The organism is Streptomyces sp. NBC_00647 (assembly GCF_045207245.1).
Lineage (GTDB): Bacteria > Actinomycetota > Actinomycetes > Streptomycetales > Streptomycetaceae > Streptomyces.
Genome location: NZ_CP109040.1, coordinates 1,121,671 through 1,135,806 on the forward strand (window position 1 = coordinate 1,121,671; position 14,136 = coordinate 1,135,806).

At 70.1% G+C, this 14,136-nt stretch carries 9 protein-coding genes and 1 pseudogene; 6 read left to right on the plus strand and 4 right to left on the minus strand.

All coding sequences use genetic code 11. The annotated features are described in order from the left end of the window. Window positions 1–96 precede the first annotated feature (96 nt). Both OG788_RS04985 and OG788_RS04990 read left to right on the plus strand, forming a co-directional pair. Entirely contained in the window at window positions 97–594 is a 498-nt protein-coding gene (locus OG788_RS04985; protein WP_406369264.1) for a hypothetical protein, read from the plus strand. Window positions 595–631: 37 nt separating this feature from the next. Continuing rightward, a complete protein-coding gene (locus OG788_RS04990; RefSeq protein ID WP_406369265.1) occupies window positions 632–1,441 on the plus strand; it encodes an SAM-dependent methyltransferase in 810 nt (269 codons plus the stop codon). A gap of 18 nt (window positions 1,442–1,459) precedes the next feature. Here the strand turns inward: OG788_RS04990 and OG788_RS04995 are convergent, their stop codons facing one another. The 4 genes from OG788_RS04995 to OG788_RS05010 all read right to left on the minus strand — a co-directional run bounded on the left by OG788_RS04995 (window position 1,460) and on the right by OG788_RS05010 (window position 8,362). Further along, complete coding sequence (locus OG788_RS04995) at window positions 1,460–2,857, minus strand: FAD-binding oxidoreductase (protein ID WP_406369266.1); 1,398 nt, start codon at window positions 2,855–2,857, stop codon at window positions 1,460–1,462. A 171-nt stretch (window positions 2,858–3,028) separates the two neighbouring features. Next, window positions 3,029–5,617 (minus strand): ATP-binding protein, encoded by a 2,589-nt coding sequence (locus tag OG788_RS05000; protein ID WP_406369267.1) that lies wholly within the window; start codon window positions 5,615–5,617, stop codon window positions 3,029–3,031. Window positions 5,618–5,677: 60 nt separating this feature from the next. After that, window positions 5,678–7,798, minus strand: coding sequence for a glycogen debranching protein GlgX (gene glgX, locus OG788_RS05005; protein WP_406376670.1), 2,121 nt, complete (start codon window positions 7,796–7,798; stop codon window positions 5,678–5,680). Window positions 7,799–7,846: 48 nt separating this feature from the next. Beyond that, on the minus strand, window positions 7,847–8,362 hold the full coding sequence (locus OG788_RS05010) for a pep a2 (protein ID WP_351557667.1): 516 nt from the start codon (window positions 8,360–8,362) through the stop codon (window positions 7,847–7,849). A 304-nt stretch (window positions 8,363–8,666) separates the two neighbouring features. Here OG788_RS05010 and OG788_RS05015 point away from each other — a divergent pair. The 4 genes and pseudogenes from OG788_RS05015 to OG788_RS05030 form a co-directional block, all read left to right on the plus strand. Next, window positions 8,667–8,858, plus strand: a pseudogene (locus tag OG788_RS05015) (DUF5133 domain-containing protein); the annotation flags it as partial. Window positions 8,859–8,997: 139 nt separating this feature from the next. Continuing rightward, window positions 8,998–10,983 carry an alpha-1,4-glucan--maltose-1-phosphate maltosyltransferase gene (locus OG788_RS05020; protein ID WP_406369268.1) on the plus strand — a complete coding sequence of 662 codons (1,986 nt, stop codon included), beginning with the start codon at window positions 8,998–9,000 and terminating at the stop codon, window positions 10,981–10,983. Beyond that, window positions 10,980–12,701 carry a maltose alpha-D-glucosyltransferase gene (treS, locus tag OG788_RS05025; RefSeq protein ID WP_406369269.1) on the plus strand — a complete coding sequence of 574 codons (1,722 nt, stop codon included), beginning with the start codon at window positions 10,980–10,982 and terminating at the stop codon, window positions 12,699–12,701. Before OG788_RS05020 ends, treS begins: the two co-directional genes overlap by 4 nt. A 47-nt stretch (window positions 12,702–12,748) precedes the next feature. Continuing rightward, entirely contained in the window at window positions 12,749–14,122 is a 1,374-nt protein-coding gene (locus tag OG788_RS05030; RefSeq protein ID WP_351554011.1) for a maltokinase N-terminal cap-like domain-containing protein, read from the plus strand. The last annotated feature ends 14 nt before the right edge of the window (window positions 14,123–14,136 follow it).

Consider the following 14,136-nt stretch of genomic DNA (forward strand, 5'->3'; position numbering starts at 1 on the left):
CCCCAACAGCCGGACAACCCGCACGCACACTCCCGCCGTGCGGGTTGTCCCCCCACACTGGGCAGGCCGGTCGTCCCGGAGGGAGGAGGTACGGGCATGATCCTCCACACGGCCCTCACGCGGTGCCGGACCCTCGTCGTGGAGGGCCCCGACGGTCTCGACAGAAGCGCCCTGCTCGCCGAGCTGACCCGTCATCAGTTCATGATCCGCCGCTCCTGCGAGCCCCTCCATCACGTGGATCCCACCCAGCCGTACCGCGAACTCCTTTCCGCGCCGGGCCGGTTGGCCGTCGACGGCGGGCTCGTCCACGAGCTGGTCTACGGACCGCTGCGCCGCGGACGGTCGCGGGTGACCTGGATCCAGGCGCTCGACTTCGCGGAGGCGGTGGCCGAACGCGAGGGCGCGCTGGTCCATGTGACGGGCGCGACGGACGACACCGAGGCGGTCGCCGCCTACGAACGCGTGCTGCGCACCCTGGCCCAGCACATCCCCGTCATCACCCTCGACACCGCGGAACCGGACCGCCCCCTCCCGGCTCCGATCTCGACGATCCAGCAACTCGGCTTATGTGTACGTATGTTGACGATAGGTTAGAGATCCGACCGCGTGACGCACGGCAGGGAGAACTCTCATGGCAGACGGCCGACCCGCCCCCGACCAGGACGCGTTGTCCAAGATCGACACCACGGTCCCGCACTCCGCCCGCATCTGGAACTACTGGATGGGCGGGAAGGACAACTACGAGGTGGACCGGGTGGCCGGTGACGCCTACCGCGAAGTCGCCCCGAACATCGAGACCATGGCCCGGGCCTCGCGCGACTACCTGATCCGTACCGTCACCTTCGTGGCCGGCGAGCTCGGCATCCGCCAGTTCCTCGACATCGGCACCGGTCTGCCCACGTACGACAACACCCACCAGGTCGCCCAGCGCGTGGCACCCGAGTCCCGCATCGTCTACGTGGACAACGACCCGCTGGTGCTGCGCCACGCCCAGGCGCTGCTGACGAGCACTCCCGAGGGCGTCACGGACTACATCGACGCGGATCTGCACGAGCCCGAGAAGATCATCGAGACGGCGTCCCGGATTCTCGACTTCTCGCGGCCCGTCGCCCTGATGCTCATGGGCATCCTCGGCCACATCCAGGACTACGAGGAGGCCAAGTCGATCGTCCGGCGACTCCAGGGGGCCCTGCCCCCGGGCAGCTACTTCGTGCACTACGACAGCACGGACACCGACGCGGCGCTCAAGGAGGCCCAGCAGGGCTACGACGACACGGGCGCGATCCCCTACGTGCTGCGCAGCCCCGACCAGATCGGCGCGTACTACGAGGGCCTCGAATTGGTCGAGCCCGGCATCGTGTCCTGCCCGCTGTGGCGTCCGGAGCCCGGTACCTCGCCCGAGCCCACGGACGTCCACGGAGGCGTGGCCCGCAAGCCGTGAACGGACCCGCCCCGTCCCTCAGCCGGATGACGCCGGCTCGATGTTCTGGTTGAGGCGGAACAGGTTGGCCGGGTCACGGTCGGCCTTCACCCGTGCCAGGCGGGCGTAGTTGTCGCGATAGCTGGCCCGGACGCTCTCCTGGCCCTGGTCCATCATCATGTTGACGTACGCGCCGCCCGCGGAGTACGGGTGGAGCGCGTCGGAGTAGTCGACGCTCCACCGCTTGATGACGTCGGCGTTGGCCGGGTCGGAGTCCACACCGGCGAAGACCGAGGCCCAGTTGGAGTCGCGATAGCTCCAGGCGGTGTCCGTCGGAGCGTGGTCGTGGACGGCGCCGTCGATGGGATACATGTGCATCGTCGACTTCCAGGTCGGCAGCTCGGCACCGAACTTGGCGTGCAGGTCGACGGCCTCACCGGGGATCTCGTCCACGAAGTCCGCTCGCCAGTACCACTGGTCGCCGGGCGGGTAGACGCCGTCGAACGCGGACTGGATCGCGGGATGCGGCATCGGCGCGGGGCCGTGCAGCAGCGGCGCGGGCAGGGCGTCGAGCAGCGGTGCCATGTCCCTGGCCGCCGCGTCCGTGTCGTCGCCGATACGGCACCACACCACACCGCAGACCTTCTGCAAGTGGATCTCTTCCGGGAACGGCGGTCCCGGCGGGACCGAGCCGAAGAGGAAGAAGCCGCCCAGCTCGCGAGGCGCGTGCAGGATGAAGTCGCGGTAGGCGGCCAGCACTTCGGCGCCGAGTTCGACGGGCCAGAAGGTGGGCCCCGCGACGACCGTGCTCACCTCGTGCAGCCGGAACACGAACGAGGTGACGACACCGAAGTTGCCGCCACCGCCGCGGATCGCCCAGTAGAGATCGGTGTTCTCGTCGGCGTTGGCCCGTACGCGTTCACCGTTCGCCAGGACCAGTTCGGCCTCCAGCAGGTTGTCGATGGCCAGCCCGCACTTGCGGGTGAGATGACCGAGGCCGCCGCCGAGGGTGATGCCGCCGACCCCCGTGGTGGAGATGATGCCGCTCGGTGTGGCCAGGCCGTGCTCGTGGGTGGCGCGGTCGACCTCGCCCAGGAGACAGCCGCCGCCGACGCGGACCGTGCGGGCGGCCGGATCGACCTCGATGTCCTTGAGAAGGGAGAGGTCGAGGACCACACCGTCGTCGCAGACGCTCAGGCCGGCCCCGTGGTGGCCGCCGCCGCGCACAGCGAGCGGGAGACCGTGGTCGCGGGCGAAGCCGACGACCAGGGCGACGTCCTCCGGATCGGCGCAGAGCGCCACCAGGGCGGGCCGCCGATCGATCATGGCGTTGTAGACGGTACGGGCCTCGTCGTACCCGGAGTCCTCCGGGCCGATCAGCTGCCCCTTGAACCCGGACAGTTCCTGACGTGCCGCTTGTACCGGTGAGATGGACATGTGCATCCCCGTATCTGGCGACCGCTCCAGGTTCCGGTGTGCGGGCCCTTGGCCGGTCCCCTCCGATGGGTCCGATGTGCCCGTTCTAGCCCGATTCAGCACCAGCCTACATCCGTGTCCGTCACCCAGCTCGGCGACCCGGACTGCCTAGGTTTCCGCCCACGTGTCCGCCTACGCCTCACGGCCGGGCAGCAGACCCAGCTCCCCGGCACGGACGGCGGCCTGCCGGCGGGTGGGCACGCCGAGCTTGTCGAGGACGGCCGAGACATGGTGGTCGACCGTGCGCACCGAGACGACCAGCCGTTCGGCGATCTCGCCATTGGTCAGCCCCTGTGCCAGCAGCCGGATGACCTGGACCTGCCGTTCGGTGAGACCGGCGGGGTTCTCCCGGGTCACCGCGAGCGGGCCGCGCGGTATCCGGCGCAGCCCCAGCGCCCGCAGCTCCGCGCGGACCAGCCGGGCGAGCGGCCCCGCACCGAGGGCGTCCAGCACGGCGAGGGCCGCGAGCTTGTCGTCCGGGTCGGGGCTCTCGGCGAGCGCGGCGGCATGCTCGTACGGGCACCCGGCGGCCTTCCAGGCAAGTGCCGCCGCCCGCAGGCCGCCCGCGGCCTGGAGCGCGTACGGATGGCCGGACGAGTCCGCGGGAACGGACTGCCCTGCCTTGGTGAGCCAATAGCCCAGTTCTGCGCGATAGGTGACCGCGGACAGCCGGCAGGCCTCCTCGAACACCGGCCCGGCCGCCTCGACGACGGCGCCGGGTTCACCGCGCAGCCAGGCCGACTCGGCCCGGGCCGCCGCCACCGGAGCGGTGCGCTGGAGCTCCCGGCTACGCTCGGCGATCTCCCCGGCCTGCGCGAGCAGTTCGTCCGCGCCACCGGTGCCGCGGCGCACCCGCACCCGGGCCAGCACGGTCAGCGCGGGGCAGCGGGCGGGCACGAAGTCGTGAGCGCCCAGCTCGGCGTACTTCTCGGCCTCCTCCCATGAACCGGCGGCGAAGCGGCGCAGCGCCAGCTCGACGTTCAGGTAGCTGAGGAAGCCTAGGTGTTCGGCGCGGTCGGCCAGTTCCATGGCCGGGGCGAGGAAGCGGTCCGCCTCGGCGTACTCGAGGTTCTCCAGCAGGGACCAGATGATGTTGGCGTACGCCCGGCAGGCGTGCTCGACCTCGCCGGCCCCGAGGGCCACCTTGAGGCTTTCCTCCAACTGGGCCCGGCCCAGCGGGTCTCCGGCCCGCCAGCGGGCGGTGCCGACGTTGTTGAGGGCGTGGGCGAGGATCTCCACGTCCTCGGCCCGGCGGGCGAGTTCGATGGCGCGCTCGCCGAAGGCGACGGCCTGCGTGTGCCGGTCGGACAGCATGTGCAGCTGGGAGGTGTTGCTGAGGGCGAGTGCCAGGAGCCGGTCGTCGCCCGCGTCCTCCAGGACGCTGATGGCCTCCCGCGCGGCGGCACGCGCCTCCCCGGCGTCCCCGGCCCACCAGTGGATGCGCGAGAGCCAGCGCAGGTCGGCGCCGAGCGCCCGGGCGTCCCCGAGCGACCTGCGCAGGGCGACCGCCTCCCGTTCGGCGCGCAGGGCGGCCGCGGAGTCCGCGACGGTGTAGCTCTCGATGGCGTACCGCTCCAGGAGAGCGGCCCGTTCGGCCGGTCCGAAGAGCTCGCTCCGTTCCAGCACGAGCCGCAGATGGGCGGCCGCCTCGCGGTGGGCGCCCGCTCGGGAGGCGTCATCGGCGGCACCCGGACCGTAGCGTGCGACGGCCTCGGCGTCGCCCGCCTCCGCCGCGTGGTGGACGATCCGGGAGGCATCGGAGCCCGGCGTGGCGACGAGCACGGCGAGCACCTCCCGGTTGAGTTCGATCCGTCGAGAGGCGGGCAGCGAGTCGACTACCGCACGGCGTATCAACTCGTGTCGGAAATAAGTCCGTTGAGGGGTGACAACGAGAAGGCCGCGTTGTTCGGCGGCTGCCAGAGCGGCCATCCCGTCCGGCAACAGCACGTCGGCCAAGGGGCGTTCGACGGCGGACGGCACCACCGCCAGCTGCTCCAGCGCGTCCCGCGTGCCGTCGTCCAGTCCCCGGAGCCGGGCCAGCACGGCGTCGACGACCGTCGGTGGCACTCCCCCGGTGCCCCCGGCGGCCACCACCTCGGCGACGAAGAACGGGTTGCCCGAGGTGACGTCGTACACCTCGGCGGGATCCAGTTCGCTGGCCGCGCTCAGCCGGTGGACCGCCGCCGCGGAGAGCCGCTCGAGCGGCAGCCGGTGCACGCGCTCGGCCCGGGACACCTGGCCGAGCAGATGGCGCAGCGGGTGTTCGCGGTCCAGCTCGTCGTCGCGGTACGTCAGGACGAGCACCGCCGGGAGCCGCTCCACCCGGCGGACGAGGAAGCGCAGGGCGTCCAACGACGCCTCGTCGGCCCAGTGCACGTCCTCGACGACGAGTACGACAGGATGCGGCGCCGTTCTCAGCTCGGCGCGCAGTGCGTCGTACACCCGATGACGGTCACCACCCTCGGTGAGCGCCCTGGCCAGTTCCGCGCCGACACCGCCGACGAGGTCGCGGAACGGTCCGAGCGGGCGTCGCGTCGCGAGGTCGTCGCACTCCCCGAGAAGAACGCGCGCCTCACCGGGCAGCACCTTGGGCAGGGCCTTGACCAGGCTGGACTTGCCGATGCCGGCCTCACCGAAGACGAGCACCACGGACCCGGCGCCGTCGGCCGCCTCCCGCGCCGCGGCAGCCAGTCGGGCAAGCTCAAGATCTCTTTCGAGCATCCCCCGATCCACGGCACAATTCTGGCACGCGGCGCCCTGGAGGGTGCGGCGCCGGTGAACTCACTTACCGGCAGGGCCGTTTCGGTGCGGCCTGGACAGCAGGACGAGGCTGCGGGGCTCGACCCGGATGTCCGTGTCGGCCTTGCGTTCCGACTCGTCCGGGACGCCCTGGGGATCGGCCGTGTCGATCCGCGCCGTCCACCGCTCGCCGTACGTCGTGCCGGGGAGGCGGAAGACGACCGGCTCCCAGTAGCTGTTGAGCAGCAGGAGGAAGGAGTCGTCGAGCACGGGGGCGCCGTAGGGGTCGGGCTCGGCGATCGCGTCGCCGTTGAGGAAGACCGCGACCGCGTGGGCGCAGGGGCGCCTCCAGTCGTCGTCCGTCATCTCCACGGCGTCCGGGCGCAGCCACACCAGGTCGGGCAGGGGCTGGTGTTCGTGCGTGGTGGTGTCGCCGAGGAAGAAACGCCGGCGGCGCAGTACGGGATGGGCGGCGCGCAGCGCGACGACACCCCGGGTGAACTCCAGGAGTTCGCGCTGCTCGTCGCTCGGTCGCCAGTCGATCCAGGAGACGTCGTTGTCCTGGCAGTAGGCGTTGTTGTTGCCCCGCTGGGTGCGGCCCAGTTCGTCGCCGTGGGAGAGCATCGGGATGCCCTGGGAAAGCAGCAGGGTGGCGAGGAAGTTGCGCTGCTGGCGAGCGCGCAGTTCCAGTACTCCCTCGTCGTCGGTGGCGCCTTCCGCCCCGCAGTTCCAGGACCGGTTGACGCTCTCGCCGTCCCGGTTGTCCTCTCCGTTGGCCTCGTTGTGCTTGTCGTTGTAGGAGACGAGGTCGCGCAGGGTGAATCCGTCGTGCGCGGTGACGAAGTTGATGCTGGCGCGCGGTCGTCTGCGGTCGTGCTGGTAGAGGTCGGAGGAGCCGGTCAGCCGGGAGGCGAACTCGGCGAGGGTGTGATCACCGGAGCGCCAGAAGTCCCGTACGGAATCACGGTACTTGCCGTTCCACTCCGACCACAGGGGCGGGAAGTTGCCGACCTGGTAGCCGCCGTCGCCCACGTCCCAGGGCTCGGCGATGAGTTTGACGCGGCCGACCACCGGGTCCTGCTGGATGAGGTCGAAGAAGGCCGAGAGCCGGTCCACCTCGTGGAACTGGCGGGCCAGGGTGGCCGCGAGGTCGAAGCGGAACCCGTCGACGTGCATCTCGGTGACCCAGTACCGCAGCGAGTCCATGATCAGCTGGAGCACGTTGGGGTGCCGCATCAGCAGGCTGTTCCCAGTGCCGGTGGTGTCGTAGTAGTGCGCCGGATCGCCTTCCACCAGGCGGTAGTAGGAGGCGTTGTCGATACCGCGGAAGGAGAGCGTGGGGCCGTTCTCGTTGCCTTCGGCGGTGTGGTTGTAGACGACGTCGAGGATCACTTCGAGGCCGGCCGCGTGCAGCGCCTTGACCATCGACTTGAACTCGGCGACCTGCTCACCCCGCGTCCCGTGGGCCGCGTACGCGTTGTGCGGCGCGAAGAAGCCGATCGTGTTGTAGCCCCAGTGGTTCGACAGGCCCCGGTCACGCAGGAAGCCGTCCTGGACGAACTGGTGCACGGGCATCAGCTCGACCGCCGTCACCCCGAGCGACGTCAGATGCCCGAGGACCGCGGGGTGGGCGAGGCCCGCGTAGGTGCCGCGGAGTTCGGCGGGCACCTCCGGGTGCGTACGGGTCAGACCGCGCACATGGGCCTCGTAGATCACCGTCTCGGCGTAGGGGCGCAGCGGCGGCCGGTCGTCACCCCAGTCGAAGGCGGGATCGGTGACCACGCCGAGCAGGGTGTGCCCCGCGCTGTCGGCCGAGGAAGGTCCGCCCGGGTCGCGCTCGAAGAGGGAGGGGTCGTTGTCGGCCTGCCCGTCGACGGCCGTGGCGTAGGGGTCGAGCAGCAGTTTCGCCGGATTGCACCGGTGACCGGCCGCCGGGTCCCAGGGACCGTGTACCCGGTAGCCGTAGCGCTGCCCGGGGCCGACGCCCGGGAGATAGCAGTGCCACACGAAGCCGTCGACCTCGGTGAGCGGGACCGTCCGGACGTCGCCGAGCGCGTCGATCAGAACGAGATCGACGCGCTCGGCGACTTCGGTGAACAGGGCGAAGTTGGTTCCTTCGCCGTCGTATGTCGCCCCCAGCGGGAAGGGGCGCCCGTTCCAGATGTGCACGTGATCACCGTACGAGGATCACGGGCGCGTGTCCTGACGGGATCACCCGCGGGCGGGCACCGCCTCGCTCTCGTCGCGGGACCCGGCGAGCACGGGTTCCGGCAGCACCGTGTACCGGGGCGTCCGGCGCGCCTCGCGCAGGCTGGGCGCGGGCACGGGCGGGTCCAGCGGGGCGTGTTCGGCGGCGCGGGCCCTCCAGGAGAACCAGATGATCTTGCCGCCGACGTCCGTGGCACAGCAGCCCCAGCCGTCGCTCAGGGCGGCGATCTGGGCGAGACATCCCTGCGGCTCCTTGTGCGGGCGGATGTCCAGGCTGTTGTCCGAGACGGCGGCGATGAGGTGCTGACCGTTCCACCACATCTCGATGGTCGTGTTCTTGTCCGCGGAGTGCTGCTCGATGGTGCGGAGCAGCGCTTCCGCACAGTGGCAGACGGACTCGACGAGATTCTCCAGGTTCCAGTACCGGAGGTGGGCGGCCACGATGCGCTTGACCTGTCCGACCTTTTCCGGGCTGAGCTCCACGTCGAGGTGGTAGTAGCAGGGAACTGCGGCTTTCATCGTCGTTCGCTCCTCACCGGCGGTGCCCTCGCTCCTCCTCGCCCCCTGCGGGACCGAGCCCCGAGTACGAAGCGTGAGCACTGATCGCTCCTGAGTCACCTCCAGAGTGAGAGGGCTACTCCATTCGTGCAACACGAGGGCTCCCTCAATGTTGTTGAAGAACCAACAAGACGCTCGGTCGCGGTACAGGCACCATGAGTGAGGGTGTCGGTCCGTGACGGGTCGGCTCCCCTTCGCGTACGGCCCTCACTCGCCGGCCAGGCGAGCCGTCCGCGGTCGAGAGATCGGGAAGGTGACCAGCGTGATGCTGCTGCCTGCCAAAGCCGAGGTCGCCAGGCATCTGGAGCGCTACCGGGCGTGGGAACGCCTGCTTCTCGCGACTCCCACCGACCACGTGGTGCGGGGGAACTTCGAGAACACCGGATACACCCTGTGCGTCCTGATGGGGAAGCGGTGCGCGCGGGAGGCGGCGAACGCCGCCGAGGTCTATCTGCAGGACGTTCCGGCACGGATCTGAACGGACAGGACGCTCCGGCAGGGATCCGAACGGATCTGAACGACGGTCCCGAGGACCGCAACGAAAGGGCCTTTGGCGGCAACGACGAGTCGGGCCCAGAACCGCGGAGGCGAAACGCATGGACGCGAGCACGGACACCGGCCGTATCCCCGTCATGGATGTGCGGCCGGTCGTGGAATGCGGCAGACGGCCCGCGAAAGCGGTCGTCGGCGAGACCTTCCAGGTCACCGCCACCGTCTTCGGCGAGGGCCACGACGTGGTCGGCGCCAATGTCGTCCTGCGTGATCCGGACGGCCGCCCCGGCCCGTGGACGCCGATGCGTGAACTCGCCCCGGGAACCGACCGCTGGGGTGCCCGTGTCACTCCGTCGGAGGCGGGCCGGTGGACCTATCTGGTGGAGGCGTGGAGCGACCCGGTGACCGGGTGGCGGCGCGCCGCCGAGGTCAAGATCCCGGCCGGGATCGACGTCGGCCTCGTCCTGGAGGAGGGCGCCCTGCTGTACGAACGGGCCGCCTCCTCCGTACCCGAGGCCGCCGACCGGGACACGGTGCTGGGCACCGCCGACGCCCTGCGCGACGACTCCCGGTCTCCGGCAGACCGGCTCGCGGCGGCCCTGGCCCCGGAGGTGGACGCCGTTCTCGCGGAGCATCCCCTGCGCGAACGGCTCACCCGCTCCCTCCCGTTGCCGCTGCTGGTGGAGCGGGAGCGGGCGCTGTACGGCGCCTGGTACGAGTTCTTCCCGCGTTCGGAGAGCGGGCAGCTGGATCCGCCCGCGCACGGCACCTTCCGTACCGCCGCCGAACGCCTTCCCGCGATCGCGGAGATGGGCTTCGACGTCGTCTACCTCCCGCCGATCCACCCCATCGGCACCACCTACCGCAAGGGACCGGACAACACCCTGTCCGCCACGCCCGAGGACGTCGGCGTGCCCTGGGCCATCGGCTCCCCCGAGGGCGGCCACGACGCGATCCACCCCGACCTGGGCACCCTCGAGGACTTCGACGCCTTCGTCCGCCGGGCCGCCTCCCTGAAGCTGGAGATCGCCCTCGACTTCGCCCTCCAGTGCTCCCCCGACCACCCCTGGGTGGAGAAGCACCCCGAGTGGTTCCACCACCGCCCCGACGGCACGATCGCCTACGCCGAGAACCCGCCGAAGAAGTACCAGGACATCTACCCCATCGCCTTCGACAAGGACATGCCGGGCCTGGTCCGCGAGACCGTACGGGTGCTGCGCTTCTGGATGGACCACGGTGTCCGGATCTTCCGCGTCGACAACCCGCACACCAAACCGGTCGTCTTCTGGGAACAGGTCATCGCGGAGATCAACGGGACCGACCCCGACGTGATCTTCCTCGCCGAGGCGTTCACCCGCCCGGCGATCATGCGACGGCTCGCCGAGGTGGGCTTCCAGCAGTCGTACACGTACTTCACCTGGCGCAACACCAAGCAGGAACTGACGGAGTACCTCACCGAACTGTCCGGCGAGGCGGCCGCCTGCATGCGGCCCAACTTCTTCGTCAACACCCCCGACATCCTTCCCGGCCACCTCCAGCAGGGCGGCCGGCCCGCCTTCGAACTGCGCGCGGTGCTCGCCGCCACCCTCTCGCCGGCCTGGGGGATCTACGCCGGATTCGAGCTGTGCGAGAACACCCCGGCCGAGGCGGGCAGCGAGGACTACCTGCACTCCGAGAAGTACCAGCTGCGCCCGCGCGACTGGGAGGCCGCCGAGCGCGAAGGCCGCACGATCGTCCCGCTGATCACCCGGCTGAACCGGATCAGGCGGGATCACGGAGCCCTGCACGAACTGCGGAACCTGTGCTTCCACCGGACCGACAACGACGCCGTGATCGCGTACAGCAAGCGTTCGGGTGACGACACGGTGGTGGTCGTGGCGAACCTGGACCCCCGCCACACCCAACAAGCCACAGTGTCCTTGGACATGCCGCGACTCGCTCTGAGCGAGGACGCGCGCGTGCCGGTGCGCGACGAACTCACCGGCGAGACCTACAACTGGGGCAGGTCCAACTTTGTGCGCCTGGGTCCGGGCGGTGCACATGTGCTCACTGTCGGCCCGGCACCGCGGATCGGAGGGTCCCCCGCATGATGGTCAATGAGCCCGTCCCGGATACGTTCGAGGACACCCCGGCCAAGGACCGCGATCCCGAGTGGTTCAAACGCGCCGTCTTCTACGAGGTCCTGGTCCGCTCCTTCCAGGACAGCAACGGCGACGGCATCGGCGACCTCAAGGGCCTGACCGCCAAGCTCGACTACCTCCAATGGCTCGGCGTCGACTGCCTGTGGCTGCCCCCGTTCTTCAAGTCACCGCTCCGCGACGGCGGCTACGACGTCTCCGACTACACCGCCGTCCTCCCCGAGTTCGGCGACCTCGCCGACTTCGTCGAGTTCGTCGACGCCGCCCACCAGCGCGGCATGCGCGTCATCATCGACTTCGTCATGAACCACACCAGCGACCAGCACCCGTGGTTCCAGGAGTCCCGCACCCACCCCGACGGACCCTACGGCGACTACTACGTATGGGCCGACGACGACAAGCAGTACCAGGACGCCCGGATCATCTTCGTCGACACCGAGGCCTCCAACTGGACCTTCGACCCGGTCCGCAAGCAGTACTACTGGCACCGCTTCTTCTCCCACCAGCCCGACCTCAACTACGAGAACCCCGCCGTCCAGGAGGACATCCTGGCTGCCCTGCGGTTCTGGCTCGATCTCGGCATCGACGGGTTCCGGCTCGACGCGGTCCCCTACCTCTACCAAGTGGAGGGGACGAACTGCGAGAACCTCCCCGCCACCCATGAGTTCCTGAAGCGGGTGCGGGCCGACATCGACACGCACTATCCGGACACGGTGCTGCTGGCCGAGGCGAACCAATGGCCCGAGGACGTCGTCGACTACTTCGGCGACTTCCCCTCCGGCGGCGACGAATGCCACATGGCGTTCCACTTCCCCGTCATGCCCCGCATCTTCATGGCCGTCCGCCGCGAGTCCCGCTACCCCGTCTCCGAAATCCTCGCCAAGACCCCCGCGATCCCGTCGAACTGCCAATGGGGCATCTTCCTGCGCAACCACGACGAGCTCACCCTCGAAATGGTCACCGACGAAGAACGCGACTACATGTACGCGGAATACGCCAAAGACCCGCGCATGCGCGCCAACATCGGCATCCGCCGCCGCCTCGCCCCACTGCTGGACAACGACCGCAACCAGATCGAACTCTTCACCGCCCTGCTGCTGTCCCTGCCCGGCTCACCGATCCTCTACTACGGCGACGAGATCGGCATGGGCGACAACATCTGGCTCGGCGACCGCGACGCCGTCCGCACCCCCATGCAGTGGACCCCCGACCGCAACGCCGGATTCTCCTCCAGCGACCCCGGCCGCCTCTTCCTGCCCACGATCATGGACCCCGTCTACGGCTACCAGGTCACCAACGTCGAGGCGTCCATGTCGTCGCCCTCCTCGCTGCTGCACTGGACCCGCCGCATGATCGAGATCCGCAAACAGAACAAAGCCTTCGGACTCGGCTCCTACACCGAACTCCCCTCCTCCAACCCCGCCGTCATCGCCTTCCTGCGCGAATACCAGGACGACCTCGTGCTGTGCGTGCACAATTTCTCCCGTTTCGCGCAGCCTACCGAACTCGACCTGCGTGCCTACGACGGCAGACATCCGGTCGAGCTGATCGGCGGCGTGCGCTTCCCGGCCATCGGCGAACTGCCGTATCTGCTGACCCTCGCCGGACACGGCTTCTACTGGTTCCGGCTCCGCCCCTCGGTCGGGCCCGGCACCACGAGGCGTCCGTGAACACGTGCCCCTCGACAGCCCGCCCGCCTCTGAAAGGACGTGTCGCCATGGCGAAGACCGCTCTGCACCGTCCGAGCGGACTCGGTCCCGCTCCGCTGCTGACCTCGCTGGCCGAGCTGCTGCGCGACTGGTTGCCGCGGCAGCGCTGGTTCGCCGGCAAGGGCCGGCCCGTGACGGATCTGACGCTCGTCTCGTCGACCGAGCTGTACCCGGGGTGTCTGCATCTGCTGGTCCGCACCGAACACCTCGGCCCGCCGGCCCACGGCGGATCCGGCGCTCCCCCGCCCGAGGACTGCTACCAACTGCTCCTCGGCGTCAGGGAAGTCCTGCCGCCGCGTCTCGCCCACGCCTTCATCGGCCGGGCGAGCGCCGGCCCGCTGGCCGACCTGACCGTGTACGACGCCTTTCACGACCCGAAGGCGACGGGGCTGCTCCTGGAGCGTCTGCGCCGGTCCGGCACGGCGGGACCCCTGCGTTTCGACCGCGATCCGCGGGTGACGGTACCGGGCGGTCTGACGCCGCGTCTCCTCGACGCCGAGCAGTCCAACTCATCGCTGGTGTACGGCGACGCGTTCATACTGAAGGTCTTCCGGCGCGTCCAGCCCGGCATCAACCCCGACCTGGAAGTGCCGCGAGCGCTGGCCCGGCAGGGCTGCACCCGGGTCCCCGCGCCCGCCGCGTGGTTCCGGACCTCGGAGCCGCAGGAAGCGACCCTCGGCGTCCTCCAGCCCTACCTTCGGGACGCCGCCGACGGATGGACCCTGGCACTCGAATCCCTCGGTTCCGAGAAGGACTTCACCGGGGAGGCGTACGAACTGGGCCGTGCCACCGCCGAGGTGCATCTCGCCCTGGCCACGGCGCTCCCCGTGGACGCGCCGAGCCCGTACCGGAACAAGCGGCTCGCGGACGCGATGCACGAGCGCCTCGACGCCGCGGTCCGTTCCGTTCCCGAACTCCGCCCTCACGCGGCCGGGTTGCGGTCGGCCTTCGACGCGCTCGCCGCGCTGGACGCGACGGTCCGCCCGGCCCAGCGCATCCACGGCGATCTCCATCTCGGCCAGGTCCTGCGGGCCGGGCAGCGGTGGTCGGTGATCGACTTCGAGGGCGAGCCGGCCCGTCCGATCAGCGAACGCCGGCGTGTGCAGTCCCCCGTGCGCGATGTCGCGGGCATGCTGCGTTCCTTCGACTACGCGGCCCGCTCCCGTCAGCCGTGGCGTCCCGAGTGGGCGCAGCGCTGCCGCGAGGCCTTCTGCGCCGGCTACGCGGCCGCGGCGGCGTGGGACCCGCGCGAGGAACCCGAACTGCTGCGCGCGTACGAGACGGACCGTGCCGTGTACGAAGTGCTCTACGAGGCACGGCACCGTCCCGACTGGCTTCCGGTACCCATGGCGGCGGTCGGCCGGCTCGCCGCCTGCCCCTGACCACCGACCCACTG

What these genes read in the sequence shown, in the direction of transcription:
- OG788_RS04985 (WP_406369264.1), top strand. Translation starts at nt 97, where the DNA reads ATGATCCTCCACACGGCCCTCACGCGGTGCCGGACCCTCGTCGTGGAG.
- OG788_RS04990 (WP_406369265.1), top strand. Translation starts at nt 632, where the DNA reads ATGGCAGACGGCCGACCCGCCCCCGACCAGGACGCGTTGTCCAAGATC.
- OG788_RS04995 (WP_406369266.1), bottom strand. Translation starts at nt 2,857, where the DNA reads ATGTCCATCTCACCGGTACAAGCGGCACGTCAGGAACTGTCCGGGTTC.
- OG788_RS05000 (WP_406369267.1), bottom strand. Translation starts at nt 5,617, where the DNA reads ATGCTCGAAAGAGATCTTGAGCTTGCCCGACTGGCTGCCGCGGCGCGG.
- OG788_RS05010 (WP_351557667.1), bottom strand. Translation starts at nt 8,362, where the DNA reads ATGAAAGCCGCAGTTCCCTGCTACTACCACCTCGACGTGGAGCTCAGC.
- OG788_RS05020 (WP_406369268.1), top strand. Translation starts at nt 8,998, where the DNA reads ATGGACGCGAGCACGGACACCGGCCGTATCCCCGTCATGGATGTGCGG.
- treS (WP_406369269.1), top strand. Translation starts at nt 10,980, where the DNA reads ATGATGGTCAATGAGCCCGTCCCGGATACGTTCGAGGACACCCCGGCC.
- OG788_RS05030 (WP_351554011.1), top strand. Translation starts at nt 12,749, where the DNA reads ATGGCGAAGACCGCTCTGCACCGTCCGAGCGGACTCGGTCCCGCTCCG.